Here is a 17,004-nt window from a genome sequence, read left to right on the forward strand (position 1 = left end):
CTAGTTTTTATAGTTGTATTTGTTCTCACTGATAAGATTACCGTTGGAGTCCTTAACAAATTCTAGACGGTTATTACTATCATATTCATAAGTTGTTTTGTATCCCCGCGGGTTTACTATACTGGTGACTCCTACCAATGGATCATAAGTATATGTGGTGACCAAAGCATTTGACATATTCTGGTGGTTCCTCAGCCCATCCAATTGTGATAAATTATTTTCATTATAGGCCCTCAGCACAACCTCAGTTATTCCTAACGCTGAGGCAACCTCAGAAAAGTCAGCATTCTCAATCTTTGCAATAACGTATTGTTTGTCATAACCCCAAATCAAAGTAACTTTCATTCCGTCTTCTTGTTGGAATTCAAGTAAATTGCCTTTATCATCATATTTGTTAAATACATATGAAGAATACAAAGCATTGCTTTCTTTTCCCATAAGAATTCGGTTCTGCTTGAAGAGATAATTGCCCCAATCACTATAAATTGTTCTAATTTTTTGAATTGCCGTTCCGTCTACTTTTTTCTCGATTTGGATTGGATAAGCAATAAGGTGTTGATCGCTCTTTTTCATCTGTTGGACCACTGCATATTCTTGAGAAGACAACGCAGAGCCAGGCAGGGTACTCGCAGAACTTATATCATCAGGATAATAGAATACATTTTCTTGGGATTTTCCTGAGCTATCTGTCAACGTATTTCTAGTTAGTTGAGCATGTCCTGGATTATCATAATAAAAATTTTCTATAGTTTCTAAAGTTTTGTTTCCATTCTCGTAGAAGAACATTTTCTTTTTTGATTGCTTAAGGTAAAACCATCCCGATACGTTATGATAGGTTCCCATCCACAAGGTTTCTGGTTGCGACTCAATTCCATTAAAATAGAGAGCTGGAGCATAAATAATGCTTTGAACAGCAGGAATAATATTTTCATTGGACAGTGAGGAATTCTTATCAAATTTGTCGTGAAGCACTTCATAAAAATACTCCTCTTCGGATGCTGTACGGAATACACCTCCGTCATTTTCATAGTTTTCTGTTTTCAGCAACCTTCCCCTCAGCCAATCATATATGGTAGGTGGAAAGAACGGCCAGGTTGTTGTGTTTCGACCTAAATCCAAATCGCTGGAATAAGTATTGACCCTTTTACCAAGAATACCGTTCAAATCACCAAAGTGTGTTTGAACATATTCATATCCCACATAGTTGCCTTGCACAAGTCCAACCAAGGATGTATTATTTGATTTCCGGGTAAAGTATTCGCTTACCAACAGCGAGTTTTGGGTACTACCGTATCTGAATTCTTGATGAGTCGAAAAATAGTTTACCTGAAAATTCACAAATCCAGACGACGTTGCAGTATTTGTTGGCAAATGATATTTGTACTCCCTGAAATTTAGCTCACCCAGTTCTGATTTATCAACAAGTTTTTTTACCCTAACTCCCCCGCCAATTTTGTTACTGCTGATTTGTGATGTACTTTCCACGGTCCAGTGAAAGTTTAAAGAACCCACAAATCCCGTAGTCGTAGTAAGTAATTTGATTTCATAATCCCCGGCAGCTAAAAACATCTCATTAGGATTGGGATAATCCGCGGAACTTGATCCGGAATTCACAGGCAATTCATAGGTCTGTTGAAAATTTCCTGGGCTTACCAAAGTAACTGATGCAAGTATAATATCCCCAGGGGTTAGACCACCAGGGGGTGGTGTATAATTAAATATTACGTCCGCAAATGAACCTCCCTGGGGTATAGTTATTATTTGTGATTGATTGGTTACTTGTCCATTCACAGATAATGAAACGTTATGGTCAACATAAGATACCTCGGGACCACTGTAAAAATATTCGTTAGGTTCATAAGTGAATTCGGTATGCCCACCTAAAGGATAAGTGACTTTTTTCAGAATGTTGGCAGTCACATAGCTAGGATTTGGAGATCTATCAGCTCCCGAAACGGTTCTATTTCGATATCGTGCTTCTGGCACCAAAGTCGTATTGTTATTTTCTCCATTGTAGTAACCCCAGTGATCCCGAGCAAAAGAATCTCGATATGGGAGAATTGTATTTGATTCATAATCAAACACATGGGGAGGTTTTCCGTTTTCTGTAATCGAATCCAGTTTCAAACGATATTTTGCGTCTCCAGTTCCGGAAGTACTTGTAAAATAGGAATGGTTCAATGTCCAATCATTAATAACCTGGTTATTGTACTTCAATGAGATTTTATGTAAGGCATTGGACCCATTCAAGTCTTGTCGGTTGTTGACCGAATACTCAAATTCAATACTTGTTTTTTCATGAACAATGGAAGTAAGCCTTTTACCGGCAACATTATTCTTTAGGATACATTTGGAATTTGCCTTTGAAATAGAATTGGGTGACGTAATTTTATCTGCAATAGATTTAATTTCAGAACTGAAATAAGTGTAGTCATAATTTACATTTTCATAGTTGAATTGTACCAGTTCCCCATTAACGGTTTCAATCCTAGAGAGGTATAACAAGGAAGTGTAGTTGCCTTCTGGAGTAAAAGGACTTGTAATATTGCAATTCACAGACCCACTTCCTAACTCAAGGAACGACGTCTCATTTGTTTCAAAATAAAACTTGTTCCCTTTTTCATCCGTTATCATAAAATCATTTCCCGTTAATTCCGAAATCTTGATGCTCCTAAAAGGAATGGGTTTAATTTGTCCTAAATGGTTATAAGTAAAGTTCCCCGAACTGTTCGGTAAAGAATAAGAAAACAAGTCCGGTTCCCCATCCATTGTCCCTTCAGCTAGTTCGAATCCGTAATCATGGTCTCCGTGAGCATCAGAAGATGCCCCTCCCTCATTTGTATACTCTTGGAAGCTTCTAGCGATATATCTATTATATATTGCGGTCGAGTTTCCCAGATTGGTAACATACCCGTAACTACCAAAATCATCCTTTCCTCTTATATTTCTTGTTATGTTACCTCCTGCGTTCAACACCCAACCTAAACCAACAGTACTAGAAATTTCGTCCACTTTAATTCCCCTTGTGATATAACTCAAGGAAACGGGAACAACCATTTCTTTCAGTTTAAGTTCATAAATAGGGATATTGATTGATGCTGTCCCGGAAAATTCGCCTATTGGGATATTACCGTATTTTTGAAATGCAGCTGCCTCTGGTGTGGAAGGTGTGATTTCTAGAGATGGGTTGCTTATTTGTTGACTTGATAATTGAAAGGTTGCTATTAAAAAAAATAAGATTGCAGCGAAAAAAGAGTATTTAGATTTCATTTCATGTGTTATTAGATGTTGTATTGCTATCTGAAAATAGGTGGAAGAGAAATTATTCCCTTTATGAAGTTTTGGCAAAACAAGGCAATAAGAAAACAGTCCGTTACCTACTAAGGGTAATGGGATTTGTTGGTTCTTCAGGTATTTTCTTAATTTCTATCTTAGGAACAGAAGAAAGAATTTATAATTGGAATTACTTATGCTGATGAAAACTTCTGAAATTGGATATAATAGCAGGTACGGTTGACCTGCTGTTCTGAAATTCGTTGTGTAAGGGGAAAATTCGTGAAGGTTGTTGACATGGGTTTGAAGAGGATTGATCGTTACGTAATATGTTTTAATAAGGTCTTACTAAAAATAGGAAATAAAATAATATGTAAGTAAGAAATATCTTACAAAAGTTATTAACATCAATTTATTTGGCCACTACAGCCTATCCCTAATAGCTAGGCCACCCATATTTTACAAATTAGTTCCCTCTTCAACCATAGTAACCTTAGTTTGTATCTTGGTAACAGTATCTAAATAGTGTAACTATTTTGACATCATTGATTTTTGAACTGAAGACAGTTCCCAGTCTTTCATGGTCTATTCTATAATAATCCAATAGTAAAAGTATGTTGATAAGTGTGTCATACCTGTAGCCAAAACAAAATTTGGCCACCTCTAAGCTAATTACTCAGATGAGCAGAGATATAATTGCCTAAAAGATGAGGACTCAGAATCCCCATACCTGTGAATAAATCAATCAAATTCACCGACTTCATCGCTAAAAAGTAAAAAAATAAGACACTCAAAAATAAAATGTTATAATAATATGAAGTCTAAAATCATTTTTTACTTATAATATGTAACATTAATTTAACTATTAGAATCAATCAATATGAGTTATCTTTAAATATGTAAGTTATTGTTAGTTAATCATATTAATTGGAATTAAAGCAATGGAAGATATTGAATACACCTCATATAGAACAACAAAACGCAAACTCTATGAATTAATCAAACCCTTTAATTATAGGGTATTTACTGATTTGATAAACCCTATAATAAGTGCGAATAGGGGGTTGGATATTACCCAAGCTAAATGGGCAATCAAGCTTCAGAGTAGAGAAGTGTTACTGTTTTTAGAACAAACAGGCATTACAATTAGAAACTTCGGTGTGGATATTCAAATAGATAAAAAACAGATTTCGAAGAAGGAAATTAAGGGCTTAATTCCAGAAATTACCAATGAGGAAATCGAAAAAACCCTTAACCCTATAATTTCGTGCCAAAGAGGGGCATACATATCAGACCCCAAATGGGTGAGATATGTTTCCATGGATGAACTCAGGATGTTTTTATTGAAAATAGGAGAGCCTATCCAAGGAGTTTCAAATCAAATTATAGAGCTCGTTGACTCCTCAGAAAAACCAGTTGTATATGAATTAATCTAGTGCTAATCTTTTCTCTTTTGTAGCATCCACATACGAAGAAAATCGTATGAGTAATTATCTTATTGTGGTTATCATAAATACTCTAGTTTATAGCGATAGCATTTTGTTTGCGAATTATATACCTGAAGTCTAATGAGCAAGATTTTAAAATACTTCAAACGTATCATTCTCAGGAATGATGGCCGTGATAATCATTATGGTTTTATATTATAACATAAAATGTCTCTAAGAATATATTATCAAGCTAAGGCTTATCATCTTCAAAATCTTCAGGAAAAAGAATAGGTAAGATTTTGGCTTTATTCTTTGGCAAAAACTCGTTTACGTATCTTAGTTGCTCATCTTTTTGGTCTTTCAAACAGTTTTCAATTAGATGAATATTAGACTTAAACAATTCAAGATGCTCTTTACCCATTTCTTCTTTATAAAGTTCTGATATTTCATCAATCTTAGCGCTTGTAACTTCGTGCATAATTTCTCTAACTTTCTCATCGTTCACTATCAGGTTTGTTGCTTTTCCGATAGCTGTCTCTTCACGCATATCAGCAAACTCTCGAACTTTCTTAGTATCGAAAATTTCCATAAAATCTTTTATCGCAGTCACAATTTTATTTTGAGCATAAAATGCGATTCCTAAAATGATTATTCCAATTGTATTTATTAACTCCAGGTAAGGTAAAAAGTTTTCCATTGAGACTATGTTAGATTAAAACATATTTATTATAAAATATTAGATTTGATGTAATTAAGGTAATAAAGTTTTAAATAGGTGGAATTCTACCTATACAAAATAAACAGTAGACGTTTGCATACCCGTAATTCCGGGTATGGAATATGGTTTTGCACTATTACCCCTCCTATTGTCCTTACAATGGAGGGTAATGAGAGTCTTCATTGGGCTTTAAATGTACGGAATTCAGATGTTTAGAGATTTACAGTTCACCTTTCTTTACACCCTCTATAGCTTGTTTTTTTAATATTCTATCTTGGTACTTTTGAATTTTATAATACCAAAAGATTGCTCCTACTATTGAGAAGCTTATTCCAACATAAAGTATCCAAGACATTTTTGATTTAAGAATCAAATAATTGTCGTAAATCATGTCAATTTTTTTCCTTCAACCTCTATTATTTGTAGCTTTCTTTGTATGTCAAATTCATGATTGTTATCGTGTTTCAAAATTTCACTGATACTTTCCTCAATCTTTTCTGGATTACAGTTATTACCAGTAATTCTGTATTTAATTCCTTTTTCACCCTTTTCTAAAGCTATACAGCAAGGATTGTCTTCACAATAGGTAAAGGCCTCTTCCACGTGTTCTGAGTGCTTCTTTTTAATATTTCGAACTTCTTGGTTAACCAATTCAATCTCAAAATGTAAATCCATTTGCTTCTGAGAGAAGTCCTCATAACTTGTGAATTCAAGGTATAGGTAAAGAAAAATCAAAATCAACCCAAAAAGGGTCAGGAATTTATATAGACTATCTGTTGGGAGTCTCGGTATATTCATTGTTACTTTTCTTTAATAGGACCATTTTGTTGATTTACGTCATCTAATTTTGCTGATTGTATTATATCTTTTCCAAAAGTATTGCATTCTTTTTATGTCCAACATCATACATCTTCGTTGTCTTTCTGAAAATTTTTTTAACAACAAAATGATTACTTAAAAATGAAATTGTGTCATTTTCAAAGACTTGAATTGTTTGTGAATTCCTTTCGAAATTAAAAGAATCCGAATTATTTTGAGAATATATTTTTTGAAGCCCTGTAAGCCCCATTTGTCTGCTATTGATATAAACGATAATGTTAGCAATTGGTTTATATATACCATCCTCCCATTTGACCTCTTCAGTTTCTATTAAGTCAATACTTAGGGTATCGTTGTTGTTATAATTGTAAAGTATCGGGGTAGGTTTTTTAAATACTCCTTTTTCAATCAAGAAGGTCTTTTCTCTGGTAGAATAACTCTCATCTATTCCCAATATTCTATAAGATAAATTAGCTATTCTTTCATTAATAATATTTATCTTCTTTTCAGTTTCAACTGGTTTTATCCTAAAGTTACTAATTGAAGCAACAATAGAAAGCACAAGCGCTATCAATCCTATCCAAAAACCGTAAATCGAGAATATACTGGATTTTTTATTTTGATCTAACTCCTTTTTTATGCTGTCAATAACCTGTGATTTTATGGCATCAATGTTATCTTCAATTTGCTTTATTTCCTTAGTATGTTTAGCTAGTTCTTCATAACTGTCATTCAAGTCATGGATAGATATCCCTTTTTCCTCTATAACTGAAATTGAATTTTTAAGGTTTTCTAGTATTTTTTCATACTCTTTCTTCATCCTTTTGGTGTATAATAGTCATAAACAATTATCATTCATGTCTCTAGAACCATATTCCAATAATTAATAGTCCAAATATAACTGATATGGAGCATTACGCTCTTCATCTATATTAAATTCTAATCTCCATCCCGTTCTGATCAATCAAATCAAACTCCGTTATAAGAGTCAATATTGCTCTATTACGCAATGCCATTTTTTTTACCTTAGTTTCCACTATTGTTTGGACTAGTTTGGTTGATGTAATCCGATTATGGTTTGAATTATACCCCTTTTTATGCCCTATATCTCCCATTTCAATCAGTACGTCTGCTAAATCCACCCCTTTTTCAAAGCCTTCTTGTTTTTCAAACCAATCATCAACTTTAATTTTATACCCCTTTTGATTTAATAAGAAAGCCCTATTCTTCCAATCACAATATTCTCCATTGTCCGGGAAAGCAACTATGTCGCAATCCTTGATAGGCTCCAAATAACTTTCTTTAAATCCTTGCTTGCTACCAGTGGCCATCCAGGTGTATTCAGGTTTGAAAATACTCATCATTATAGCAGTCTTTTCGCCTTCCACAAGGGCTATTAACTTGTTTTTGCTTTCATTGATTAGATGTAACCCGAACAAACATTGTTTTAAGTTGAAATCTTCCAATTTGTTCATTGAGCGGACACTTGTAATATAGGCCCTTCCATTTTTTTTGACTCTTTTGCCGGTATTCTGGTCATAGAGCATAATTTTGCCATGTCTGAGATTATTTTGTCTGTCTATCTGCCAAAATACCGTGTCCCCTTTCCAGTGTTTGGGGGTTCCAATGCAATATTTCAAGATGGCTTCCTTTATAGAGCTGATATTAAAATGTAGTTTTAAATACTGTATGAAATTGTTCTCTATATAATTTCTGCCATACCTTACTATAAGTCTTTTATCATGGTAACTAGCCCCTAGGGGTTTAATAGACTTACCATATTGTGGAATATAATGTTTCTCGGTATTCTTTTCAAAGAAGGTCTTTTCACATGAATGGCAATAACCATAATTTTCATACCCTTTAAAAGGAACAAACCTCTGATTTCTATTGCTCCTACCACATGGACAATATTTAACCCTTTTTCTATTCCTATCAAACTCTAAATTTCGATTCATTTCCATATGCATTAAAAAGTTGACAAAGTTGATAAAGTGCCTTACCTTCAATGGTTTGTAGTTTTTTGTTTTCTGAAGTCACAAGTAAAGTTGACAAACTAGAGGGTAGAAATCGGTAAAACTTTGCAAAGTTAGATCATTAATATTCAATCACTTGACATCCGAATTATCAACTTTGTCAACTTTTCAGTAATAAATCTTTTTATACACCCCATAGCTGAGGGTTTTATCCTTTTTTCGATTATCGAAGAGCTCTTTTCTTTTTAAGAATCTGTCCAATGATGAATTTGACATATGGTGTTCTTCCGCAATTCTTAAAACATCGTTTCTTTTAAATTTCACAGGCATCTTTTCGTATAGCTCTCTTTCTATTGCATTTAGTTTTTCAATTGGGTCATAAGTGGCCAGCTTATCGTGGACCTTCAAAGCTTGGATTCTAAAGTATTCAACAAGCCTTATGGTTTTGTGGAGAACATCTTCGGAAAGTTCTTTTTTGAAGCTTGCTATGGAAGCCTGATGCATTGTTTCCAAAACAAGTGCAAGCCTCCATATATAAGTTTCCATTTTTGATTGAATTGCATGTTCAAGGTCGTCGTTATCTACTTCCATCGCCTTTTTATGTTGCCATGATTTGTATATATCTAAGCATTTAGGCCCCACAAATATTTCATGTCCTTCAAAACCAAGAATATTATTAATTATTCTACAGTAATTTTCAAAAAGAGCAGTATCCAATCTTTCTCCAGTAAAAAGTCTTGGTTTAGGGTTTTCAGGAATAACAAACAGGAACCTGTCCAGGAAACCATCACTTGTTCTATTGGTAGCCAAGGTTTTCAACAACTCAGTTTGCATTCCACCAAGAATATTGACACATGGATTCTCTATTCTAATGGCATCACTGCTTTTTCTATCGACAGAATAAATGGAACCATTCCACAATTTTAGGTAGGCTTGTTGGTCACCACCCTTGCCCCTATATTTGTCAAATTCATTTACCCATTTTAATAGCTCGTCCTGAAAAATCATTACACCCCTTTCGTTGAAACTTAACAATTCCACTAACTTTTCAATGGTAAAATCATCAAGAAGGAATTTTTTAAAAGTTGGTTTTCTGGTGTCGTCAATTCCAGTAGAACTCTTAGACACTTTTAATTCTTCGCGATAATTGAGATAACTTTTAGAATCTTGATTTTCCAATGGTTCTTTAGCTTTGCTTAGTGGATGGGTTTTAGCCGTTCCTCTTCGTCCCACAATGGTCAGCCATAATATGGACATTACACTAAAACTTCCATTATTCAAGGAGTATGCACTACCCATTGAAGTAGCGACTGTTGAAAGGATGCCTGCGGAAAAATAATCAGGATTAAATAATACTGTTGTTCGAGCATTTTCGATAAGTTTCTGGATACAATCTGGAAAAACATCTATAGGAAACCCATTTACATCATGAATCATTGCATTATCAATTGTCTTGCTAAAGTTTTCCAAATCAAAATGTTGAAATATTAGGCCATCCCGGTTAGCTTTTTTTGCTCCCATTGCTAATTAATTAAGTTGGTTCAATGATGTTCTAAATGTTCTTTTGAAATGGGTCATTTCAAGAAATTTGGATATGCCCTGAGAAAGTGGAATGGTTCTACCCGATCTCAACTTTACATTTGGGAATGTGTAGATATATGGGTACTTTTGCTTTGCTATTGTTTTCATTGTTATTCTATTAAATGATGAAAATATTCGAGGGGGTAAGTGTCAATTACCCCTTTTTGTTTGGGAACTATCCCATGGAATTATCTAAAAGGGCTTCTATTTCCTCTAGCTTATAGAATACTTTATCTCCAATTTTTCTTTTTTTGAGGATTCCTTTTTTATCCCAGGAATCAAGCGTCATGTAAGAGACTTCCAATTTTTTTGCAGCTTCCTTTCTGGTAATATATTTCCAGACTGGTTTAAGTATGTTGTCTCTAGATTTACAGGAGAGTATTTTGCTCGCTAATCTTTCCACTAAATTTTCCGGTGTGATGTTGTGAACCTGTGTAATTGATTCCATGATAATATTATTTTGAAGCAAAGTTCATCATGGAAACCAATAAATAAAATTCCCATTTTATTCCAGTTTTGGGAATAAAATGGGAATAATTGGTATTATTATGTCATATTGTATTCTTGGTTCTACCCTTTCAGAGTTTTGTAGGTGGAAAGGTTTTCTACAAAATCGCTAACCTCTTTCTCATGGGCAACTCCTCCTGAGAGTTTGGCCTTGGTGCCCAAACCATAGGTAGTATCTAAGTACTTGATATATTCGATTTTCTTCGCTGATTTCCTAAAGAAATCTAAGTCCTCTTGAAAAACACTCCAGAAAGCATCAGTTATGGGCATAAACCTCCCTTTAACGGCTATTTCAACATTGTCAATCGCCTTAAAATGTTTTAACACACAACTCAAAATCTCTTCAGCTACCTCATGTGCAAAGATTGAACTGTAATAGTTTTCATTCACCCTTCTGAGGTCTTGTGTATTGGATGGGAGTATTTTAGACAGCTTAAAAAACAATTTGCAAAAAACATATATGAGTTCGAAATCAAGAAATTCAACACCATTTACCTCAAAGTAAGGGTAATCATGGGTGCTAGAGCATTGATTATTGTTTCCATACTCAGTATTAAGTTCTTTAATGATTTTGAACCTTTCAAACATAAGGCCATCACTACCTTCATTTTCAGTTTTAAGATATTTGGCAATCGCTATACCATATACCCTATACTCATTCTTTAGTTTTAGTATTTCTTCTTCCTTGGCAACAATTTTTTCCTTCAGCGCATCCAAATTTTGCCCCACTTGGAAATCAAAAAGATACTCCTCAAAATATTCAAGTTCATCTATCACTACTCGGGCGACATTTCGAACGTAAATATCATTCAGACTCTCATTTAAATATTTTGAATTCCATGTATTAAGTCCATTATCTTTTTTAATGTTGTTTAGATGAAAGAATTTCAGAGGATTTGTTTCGGAAAGGTCTTTATATTTTAGCTTTCTAAACACCATATCTTTCTCCGCTGAATACCATCGAGTACAGTATTCTCTGATGGACTCAATTGTTTCCTTAAAAACTATTTGTATAGAATCAATCGTTCCTTTCATTGGCTCGAATCAAAACCTCTGTCTTTATCCAATTTTTCAATTTCTTCTCTAGGCACTTAACTTGTCCTTTTTACATTCTAATATATATGTAAGGAAATTTTGCAACAATGAGTAATGATGGGTATGGGACAGATGGATTTCTCTATCAAGAACCCCGGTGTCATGACTTACATTTACCCAATCGACAAAAAAATCAGAAAGAGAATCTTTAATTAAGGTGACATCATATTCTTGAAGGTTTTTAACTTCAGCTAATAAACGATTGATAGTCTTTTCGTCATAATTTGATTTTGGTTCCATAATTCTAATATTTAGTTTATAATACTGTTTAATCTTTAGGGTTACCTGATACTACTAAAATGATATGTTGTAATGTTTGGTCCAATCCTTGGGTAAAATTGCCCCTATGTCCCTTAGGTAGTTTCTAAGTGCTGACTCATCCTTGTGCCTCGTTATCTTCATTAATTGTTGAATGGCCTCGTTTTCTGTAAACCCTTGCTCTACAAAGCTTTTAAATAAATCGACCGCTGCATTGTGCCTAAAGGAATATGTTTTTTTGTGGGCATCAATATTTAGTTCTTCACGGATTTTTGCAAAGTTCTTGCTTATGGAATCCACTTTTTGTTTTATGGAAACATCCCAAATCCCGGGAACACCTTTTGGAGTAAATAAATCAAAGTGTCCTGGGCACTGCTCAATGTTCCATTGCTTTAATAGTTGATACAAAGGCTCTACCATTAAGATGTGTGACACCCTATCCCCTTTCGTCTCGATTGAAATTGTTTTGCTAACCATATTGACATTACGAACTTTTGTGCTCAGGATTTCACGGTTCCTCATAAAGGAATAGAACAAAAACTGAATGAAATTATAGAGAAATGGTGGGTTTTGGTTGGCCAGCACCTTTTTGATTCTGCCAATTTCTTCCAAGGTGAAAGGGGCGTTCTTAAGTGGTTTATTCTTCTTGGTCTCAATGTCCTTGATAAAATTATGTCCAATCAATTTTGATTTTTGCATTGATGACATAATCGCACTCAGGTTAAGCTTGTGGTTGTGTACTGAAGTTGGCATCAATCCTTTCCCGGTTGGCTTCTTTCTTCCAAGGTAGTTGAAGTATGAGATAACATGTTCCTCTTCAAGCTTTGTAATTGAAATTTTTGAAAGGCCTTTTTTATCACACCAATGCAGGAACATGTTCAAATAGTCTTCATAACTATCAAATGTATTAGGTTTTAAATAGTTTCTTTTATTTTCAAGAGCCCCTTCAAACGCCATCCGTACACTTATAATGTCTTTTGCATTCTTGCTAGCAGAATTCAAATCATAGGGATTGTAATTTTCACTTAATAAACGTTTGGTGACGTTAACCAGCATTTTTCCCGCCGCTTTTCTCTGGCTAACTGTTTTTAGCCGATTCAGCCCCTTATATACCTTAAACGGTTGCTTGGACATCTGCCCCGTGGAGGGGTCCCTGAAATAATAGTACACGTACCACCTTTTTTTCAATGAAGGTGTTCCCAAACTCCCATCCTTGTTGACTTCTTTGGGGATATATAGTCTGGGTTCAGAGTACATTTTTATCGCAAACTTTGAAATTATATTTACATACTCGTTCACATGCTTTTCGCCAAGGCGTTTTTTGATTATATCCATTGGATGAGGTTTAAAAATACAAAAACCCCTGTAAAAACATAGGTTTTACAGAGGTTTATTTCGTGACCACGGTAGGATTCAAACCTACGACCGCTGGAGCCGAAATCCAGTGCTCTATTCAGCTGAGCTACGTGGCCATTATATTATGAATTCAATTTGGCTCTAACAATATTGGAAATGGTTTTTCCATCCGCTTGTCCTGCCAATTCTTTGGAAACAATCCCCATAACCTTACCCATATCTTGCATTCCTGACGCTCCGGTGGAATCAATAGTCATCACCACCACCTTTTCAATTTCTTCTTCGGTAAGTTGTTCGGGTAAAAACTTCTCAATTACTGCCACTTGGGCCAGTTCCGGTGCTGCTAAATCCTCTCTTCCCTGTTCCGTGAAAATTGCAGCGCTATCCTTACGTTGTTTTACCAATTTTTGAACCAGCTTTATTTCATCTTCCTCAGAAAGCTCTCCAGCGGCACCTTTGTCAGTCTTTGCCAATAAAATAGCAGATTTAATGGCTCGCAACGATTCCAATGCAACTGTATCCTTTGCTTTCATTGCCGTTTTCATCTCTATCATTATCTGATCTTGCAAACTCATTTTCTCTTTATTTTGGGCAGCGAAGATAAAAAATAAACCCGAAAGTCTCTTAACTAACGGGTTTAAGCTTTCCATTAAAAATGGATTTCAATTTAAACACTACTAATCAACATTATCGTGTAAAAAAGAGTTGTTGGAGCGTAATTGTAAATCATCATTACTGTCCTCACTCAATGTTGTTCTAGATACTTTTTGTTCTTGTGGAGTATCATTTAAGTCGACACCCTGTCTTTTATACGCAGGTTGCTTTTCTATCTCATCGATACTATTTCTATTGTTTTGAAACTTATAGTTGAAGTTCTTCAGCTTCTTTCTTCGTTCGTCTGCGCGATCTTTTAATAAATCGTTGATAGAACTATTGAATGGGTCCACATTGCCTGAAGCGCCATCTCCCTCACCTTTTGCTTCTACCTTTATGGTTTTCTTTTCAAAAACCAATTCATCTTCCACCAATTTAGGCTCATGGGTCTCCGCTACCGATCTAGCGCCCGTTAATTGGGTCTCCAACTCCATGTATTCTTCCAAATTGTACCGTGTTTCTCCCTCCTTTTTATATTCTAATACTGGCTTAACTTCTACATATTCGTTAACATCAATATCGTTAACGTTGTCATCCAAGTCAAATGTAATAGTATGCTCTTTTTCTTCAGGCTCTTTAGTTTTGTTCAACGGTATATCAAATGTCAGGGCAAACTGGTCTTCTTCCGCTTTTGGAGACACTTCTTCTGGGTCTACAACCTCAATATCATTTAAAATGCTCTTAGCTTCTATAATGACAAAGTCATCCTCTATATTTTCTGGAACCACCTCTTCATAAAACACATTAAAGTTTCTGATGTAGTTCGTTGTTGGAATAAGGTGTGCTTCTTCTACTTTAGGAGTTATTTCCTCTGCTTCCTCCATCTCCAAAGTGTGCTTTACAATAACAGGCTCTGGTTCAGACACCTGCATTTCAATCTTAACATCTTGCACAGCTGTTGCTTCCGTAGTTAATTCCTGCTCAGCAATTTGCTCATCTTCAAGCGTATAAAATACCTTCTTGGTTTCTGTATTTACAATGTCATCTTGCTGATCTACATTAAATCCTGTGGCAATTACAGTTACAGCAATGGCATCCCCCAAATCCTCATCTTCACCAACACCCATAATAATATTGGCTCCGTGTCCTGCCTCTATCTGGATGTAATCATTGATTTCCCCAATCTCATCAATAGTGATTTCCTGTGTACCTGAAACGATAAGTAACAATACGTTTTTAGCTCCATTAATTTTATTATCGTTCAATAGTGGAGAATCCAATGCTTTCATAATGGCTTCACCAGCTCTTGCAGAACCGGAAGCAGTGGAAGATCCCATGATAGCTGTTCCACTATTGGAAAGTACGGTTTTAGCATCCCTTAGGTCAATATTTTGCGTGTAGTGATGTGTAATTACTTCTGCAATACCCCTTGCTGCAGTTGCCAACACTTCATCCGCTTTAGAGAAACCGGCTTTAAATCCTAGATTACCGTATACCTCACGTAATTTATTATTGTTGATTACAATAAGGGAATCCACATTAGAGCGTAATTTTTCAATACCTGCCTGGGCCTGTTTGTTACGCATGGCGCCTTCAAACTGGAATGGAATAGTAACGATTCCAACAGTAAGAATATCCATCTCCCTAGCCACTTTTGCAATGACCGGAGCTGCTCCAGTTCCGGTTCCACCACCCATGCCGGCAGTAATAAAGACCATCTTGGTTGTCTGTTCCAACATGATTTTTAAATCTTCCATGCTTTCCAAAGCGGCTTGTTCACCAACATCTGGGTTGGCTCCAGCACCTAGACCTTCGGTTAGGGAAACGCCCAATTGAATTTTATTGGGGACGGCACTGTTTTGTAAAGCTTGTGCATCTGTATTACAGATTACAAAGTCCACTCCGTTTATTCCGGCCAGGAACATGTGATTAATGGCATTGCTACCACCTCCACCGACTCCAATTACTTTTATTACGTTGCTTTTGTTTTTGGGAAGATCAAAAGCGATGTTGTCAAATTCAGTGCTCTTACTCATGACAGTTTTCTGTTACTTATTAAAGGGGTTATTATTCTGCATTGTCTAAAAAGTCCTTCAACTTCTCTGACCATTTGTCAAAAATCGATTTGCGTTCTCTGGCAGACATCTTATTTGATGTACCAGTCATATGTTCCTGTCCTACCAATACTTCTTCTCCTTCTGCCTCAATCTCCGCCTCTTCCATTGCGTTTAGCGTCTCCGTTTCCAAGGCATTCATTAAAAGTCCTACTGCAGTGGCATACAAAGGGCTCGCAATCTCCTCATCAGAATCGCCAGCCAAATGCTCATTGGGGTATCCTATACGGGTATCCATACCAGTGATGTATTCCACTAGCTGCTTTAAGTGTTTTAACTGGCTTCCACCACCTGTTAATACAATTCCAGCTATCAGCTTTTTTTTCTGATCTTCATGGCCATAGTTTTTAATCTCCACATATACCTGCTCAACAATCTCAACTACTCTGGCATGAATGATTTTGGATAAATTCTTTAGCGTAATTTCCTTAGGTTCCCTACCTCTTAAACCAGGAATAGATACAATTTCATTGTCTTTGTTCTCACCTGGCCATGCAGAACCAAATTTTATCTTAAGCAGTTCAGCTTGTTTTTCAATAATGGAACAGCCCTCTTTAATGTCCTCAGTGATTACGTTACCACCAAATGGTATTACCGAAGTATGTCTGATAATGCCATCTTTAAAAATGGCCAAATCCGTAGTTCCACCCCCTATATCGATTAAGGCAACACCTGCTTCTTTTTCTTCTTGACTTAAAACTGCCTCAGCAGAGGCTAAAGGCTCCAAAGTGATGTTTGCTAAGTCCAATCCAGCACTTTTTATACATCTACCAATATTTTTGATGGATGACACTTGACCAACCACAACATGAAAGTTAGCTTCCAAACGACCCCCGTACATTCCTTTTGGCTCTTTTATCTCGGGCTGACCATCCACTCGGTATTCTTGTGGCAATACATGGATAATTTCCTCTCCTGGAAGCATTACCAATTTGTATACCTGATTACAGAGCTTTTCCAAATCATCATCGTTGATAACTTCTTCTGAATTGGGTCTTGTGATATAATCACTATGCTGAAGACTTCTGATATGCTGCCCAGCAATACCCACGACCACAGAACCAATTTTTAATCCTGAATCTACTTCTGCTTGTTCCACTGCTTGTTGGATAGAAGAAATTGTCTGGGTGATGTTATTGACCACTCCCCTGTGCACGCCTAAACTTTTGGACTTGCCTGTTCCTAAAATTTCAATTTTCCCATACTCATTTTCCCTACCAATAATTGCGACAATTTTGGTAGTTCCAATGTCCAATCCAACTGAATAATTACCCTGTTCCATA

At 35.7% G+C, this 17,004-nt stretch carries 14 protein-coding genes and 1 tRNA gene; 1 reads left to right on the plus strand and 14 read right to left on the minus strand.

Features of this window, described 5'->3' with window-relative positions:
• The gene (locus FVB32_RS00980; protein ID WP_147740724.1) at positions 1 to 3,270 is read right to left on the minus strand and encodes an RHS repeat domain-containing protein; all 3,270 of its coding nucleotides are present in this window, start codon (positions 3,268 to 3,270) and stop codon (positions 1 to 3) included.
• 944 nt (positions 3,271 to 4,214) lie between these two features.
• On the opposite strand from FVB32_RS00980, the gene FVB32_RS00985 reads away from it, so the two are divergent.
• A complete protein-coding gene (locus FVB32_RS00985) occupies positions 4,215 to 4,709 on the plus strand; it encodes a hypothetical protein (protein WP_147740725.1) in 495 nt (164 codons plus the stop codon).
• 244 nt (positions 4,710 to 4,953) lie between these two features.
• On the opposite strand, the gene FVB32_RS00990 is transcribed toward FVB32_RS00985, so the two are convergent.
• From FVB32_RS00990 to ftsA, 13 genes are all read right to left on the minus strand, one after another.
• Positions 4,954 to 5,400, minus strand: a complete 447-nt coding sequence (locus FVB32_RS00990) for a hypothetical protein (RefSeq protein WP_147740726.1) — start codon at positions 5,398 to 5,400, stop codon at positions 4,954 to 4,956.
• A 408-nt stretch (positions 5,401 to 5,808) separates the two neighbouring features.
• Entirely contained in the window at positions 5,809 to 6,219 is a 411-nt protein-coding gene (locus FVB32_RS00995) for a hypothetical protein (RefSeq protein WP_147740727.1), read from the minus strand.
• A gap of 61 nt (positions 6,220 to 6,280) precedes the next feature.
• Entirely contained in the window at positions 6,281 to 7,060 is a 780-nt protein-coding gene (locus tag FVB32_RS01000) for a hypothetical protein (RefSeq protein WP_147740728.1), read from the minus strand.
• A gap of 112 nt (positions 7,061 to 7,172) precedes the next feature.
• The gene (locus tag FVB32_RS01005) at positions 7,173 to 8,198 is read right to left on the minus strand and encodes a DUF6371 domain-containing protein (protein WP_147740729.1); all 1,026 of its coding nucleotides are present in this window, start codon (positions 8,196 to 8,198) and stop codon (positions 7,173 to 7,175) included.
• A 186-nt stretch (positions 8,199 to 8,384) separates the two neighbouring features.
• Positions 8,385 to 9,737, minus strand: coding sequence for a DUF3987 domain-containing protein (locus tag FVB32_RS01010; protein WP_147740730.1), 1,353 nt, complete (start codon positions 9,735 to 9,737; stop codon positions 8,385 to 8,387).
• Between the two features lie 235 nt (positions 9,738 to 9,972).
• A complete protein-coding gene (locus tag FVB32_RS01015; RefSeq protein ID WP_147740731.1) occupies positions 9,973 to 10,245 on the minus strand; it encodes a helix-turn-helix domain-containing protein in 273 nt (90 codons plus the stop codon).
• Between the two features lie 122 nt (positions 10,246 to 10,367).
• Positions 10,368 to 11,339, minus strand: a complete 972-nt coding sequence (locus tag FVB32_RS01020) for a hypothetical protein (protein WP_147740732.1) — start codon at positions 11,337 to 11,339, stop codon at positions 10,368 to 10,370.
• Between the two features lie 48 nt (positions 11,340 to 11,387).
• A complete protein-coding gene (locus tag FVB32_RS01025) occupies positions 11,388 to 11,639 on the minus strand; it encodes a hypothetical protein (protein ID WP_147740733.1) in 252 nt (83 codons plus the stop codon).
• 54 nt (positions 11,640 to 11,693) lie between these two features.
• Positions 11,694 to 12,992, minus strand: coding sequence for a tyrosine-type recombinase/integrase (locus FVB32_RS01030; RefSeq protein ID WP_147740734.1), 1,299 nt, complete (start codon positions 12,990 to 12,992; stop codon positions 11,694 to 11,696).
• Positions 12,993 to 13,055: 63 nt separating this feature from the next.
• Positions 13,056 to 13,129: transfer RNA gene (locus FVB32_RS01035), tRNA-Arg, on the minus strand.
• Positions 13,130 to 13,135: 6 nt separating this feature from the next.
• The gene (locus FVB32_RS01040) at positions 13,136 to 13,588 is read right to left on the minus strand and encodes a GatB/YqeY domain-containing protein (RefSeq protein WP_147740735.1); all 453 of its coding nucleotides are present in this window, start codon (positions 13,586 to 13,588) and stop codon (positions 13,136 to 13,138) included.
• Positions 13,589 to 13,690: 102 nt separating this feature from the next.
• Entirely contained in the window at positions 13,691 to 15,643 is a 1,953-nt protein-coding gene (gene ftsZ / locus FVB32_RS01045) for a cell division protein FtsZ (protein WP_147740736.1), read from the minus strand.
• A 31-nt stretch (positions 15,644 to 15,674) separates the two neighbouring features.
• Positions 15,675 to 17,003 (minus strand): cell division protein FtsA, encoded by a 1,329-nt coding sequence (gene ftsA / locus FVB32_RS01050; protein WP_147740737.1) that lies wholly within the window; start codon positions 17,001 to 17,003, stop codon positions 15,675 to 15,677.
• Position 17,004: the final 1 nt, after the last annotated feature.

This window comes from Flagellimonas hymeniacidonis, assembly GCF_008040165.1.
In the GTDB taxonomy this organism is placed as follows: Bacteria; Bacteroidota; Bacteroidia; order Flavobacteriales; family Flavobacteriaceae; genus Flagellimonas; species Flagellimonas hymeniacidonis.

What these genes read in the sequence shown, in the direction of transcription:
- FVB32_RS00980 (WP_147740724.1), bottom strand. Translation starts at nt 3,270, where the DNA reads ATGAAATCTAAATACTCTTTTTTCGCTGCAATCTTATTTTTTTTAATA.
- FVB32_RS00985 (WP_147740725.1), top strand. Translation starts at nt 4,215, where the DNA reads ATGGAAGATATTGAATACACCTCATATAGAACAACAAAACGCAAACTC.
- FVB32_RS00990 (WP_147740726.1), bottom strand. Translation starts at nt 5,400, where the DNA reads ATGGAAAACTTTTTACCTTACCTGGAGTTAATAAATACAATTGGAATA.
- FVB32_RS00995 (WP_147740727.1), bottom strand. Translation starts at nt 6,219, where the DNA reads ATGAATATACCGAGACTCCCAACAGATAGTCTATATAAATTCCTGACC.
- FVB32_RS01000 (WP_147740728.1), bottom strand. Translation starts at nt 7,060, where the DNA reads ATGAAGAAAGAGTATGAAAAAATACTAGAAAACCTTAAAAATTCAATT.
- FVB32_RS01005 (WP_147740729.1), bottom strand. Translation starts at nt 8,198, where the DNA reads ATGAATCGAAATTTAGAGTTTGATAGGAATAGAAAAAGGGTTAAATAT.
- FVB32_RS01010 (WP_147740730.1), bottom strand. Translation starts at nt 9,737, where the DNA reads ATGGGAGCAAAAAAAGCTAACCGGGATGGCCTAATATTTCAACATTTT.
- FVB32_RS01015 (WP_147740731.1), bottom strand. Translation starts at nt 10,245, where the DNA reads ATGGAATCAATTACACAGGTTCACAACATCACACCGGAAAATTTAGTG.
- FVB32_RS01020 (WP_147740732.1), bottom strand. Translation starts at nt 11,339, where the DNA reads ATGAAAGGAACGATTGATTCTATACAAATAGTTTTTAAGGAAACAATT.
- FVB32_RS01025 (WP_147740733.1), bottom strand. Translation starts at nt 11,639, where the DNA reads ATGGAACCAAAATCAAATTATGACGAAAAGACTATCAATCGTTTATTA.
- FVB32_RS01030 (WP_147740734.1), bottom strand. Translation starts at nt 12,992, where the DNA reads ATGGATATAATCAAAAAACGCCTTGGCGAAAAGCATGTGAACGAGTAT.
- FVB32_RS01040 (WP_147740735.1), bottom strand. Translation starts at nt 13,588, where the DNA reads ATGAGTTTGCAAGATCAGATAATGATAGAGATGAAAACGGCAATGAAA.
- ftsZ (WP_147740736.1), bottom strand. Translation starts at nt 15,643, where the DNA reads ATGAGTAAGAGCACTGAATTTGACAACATCGCTTTTGATCTTCCCAAA.
- ftsA (WP_147740737.1), bottom strand. Translation starts at nt 17,003, where the DNA reads ATGGAACAGGGTAATTATTCAGTTGGATTGGACATTGGAACTACCAAA.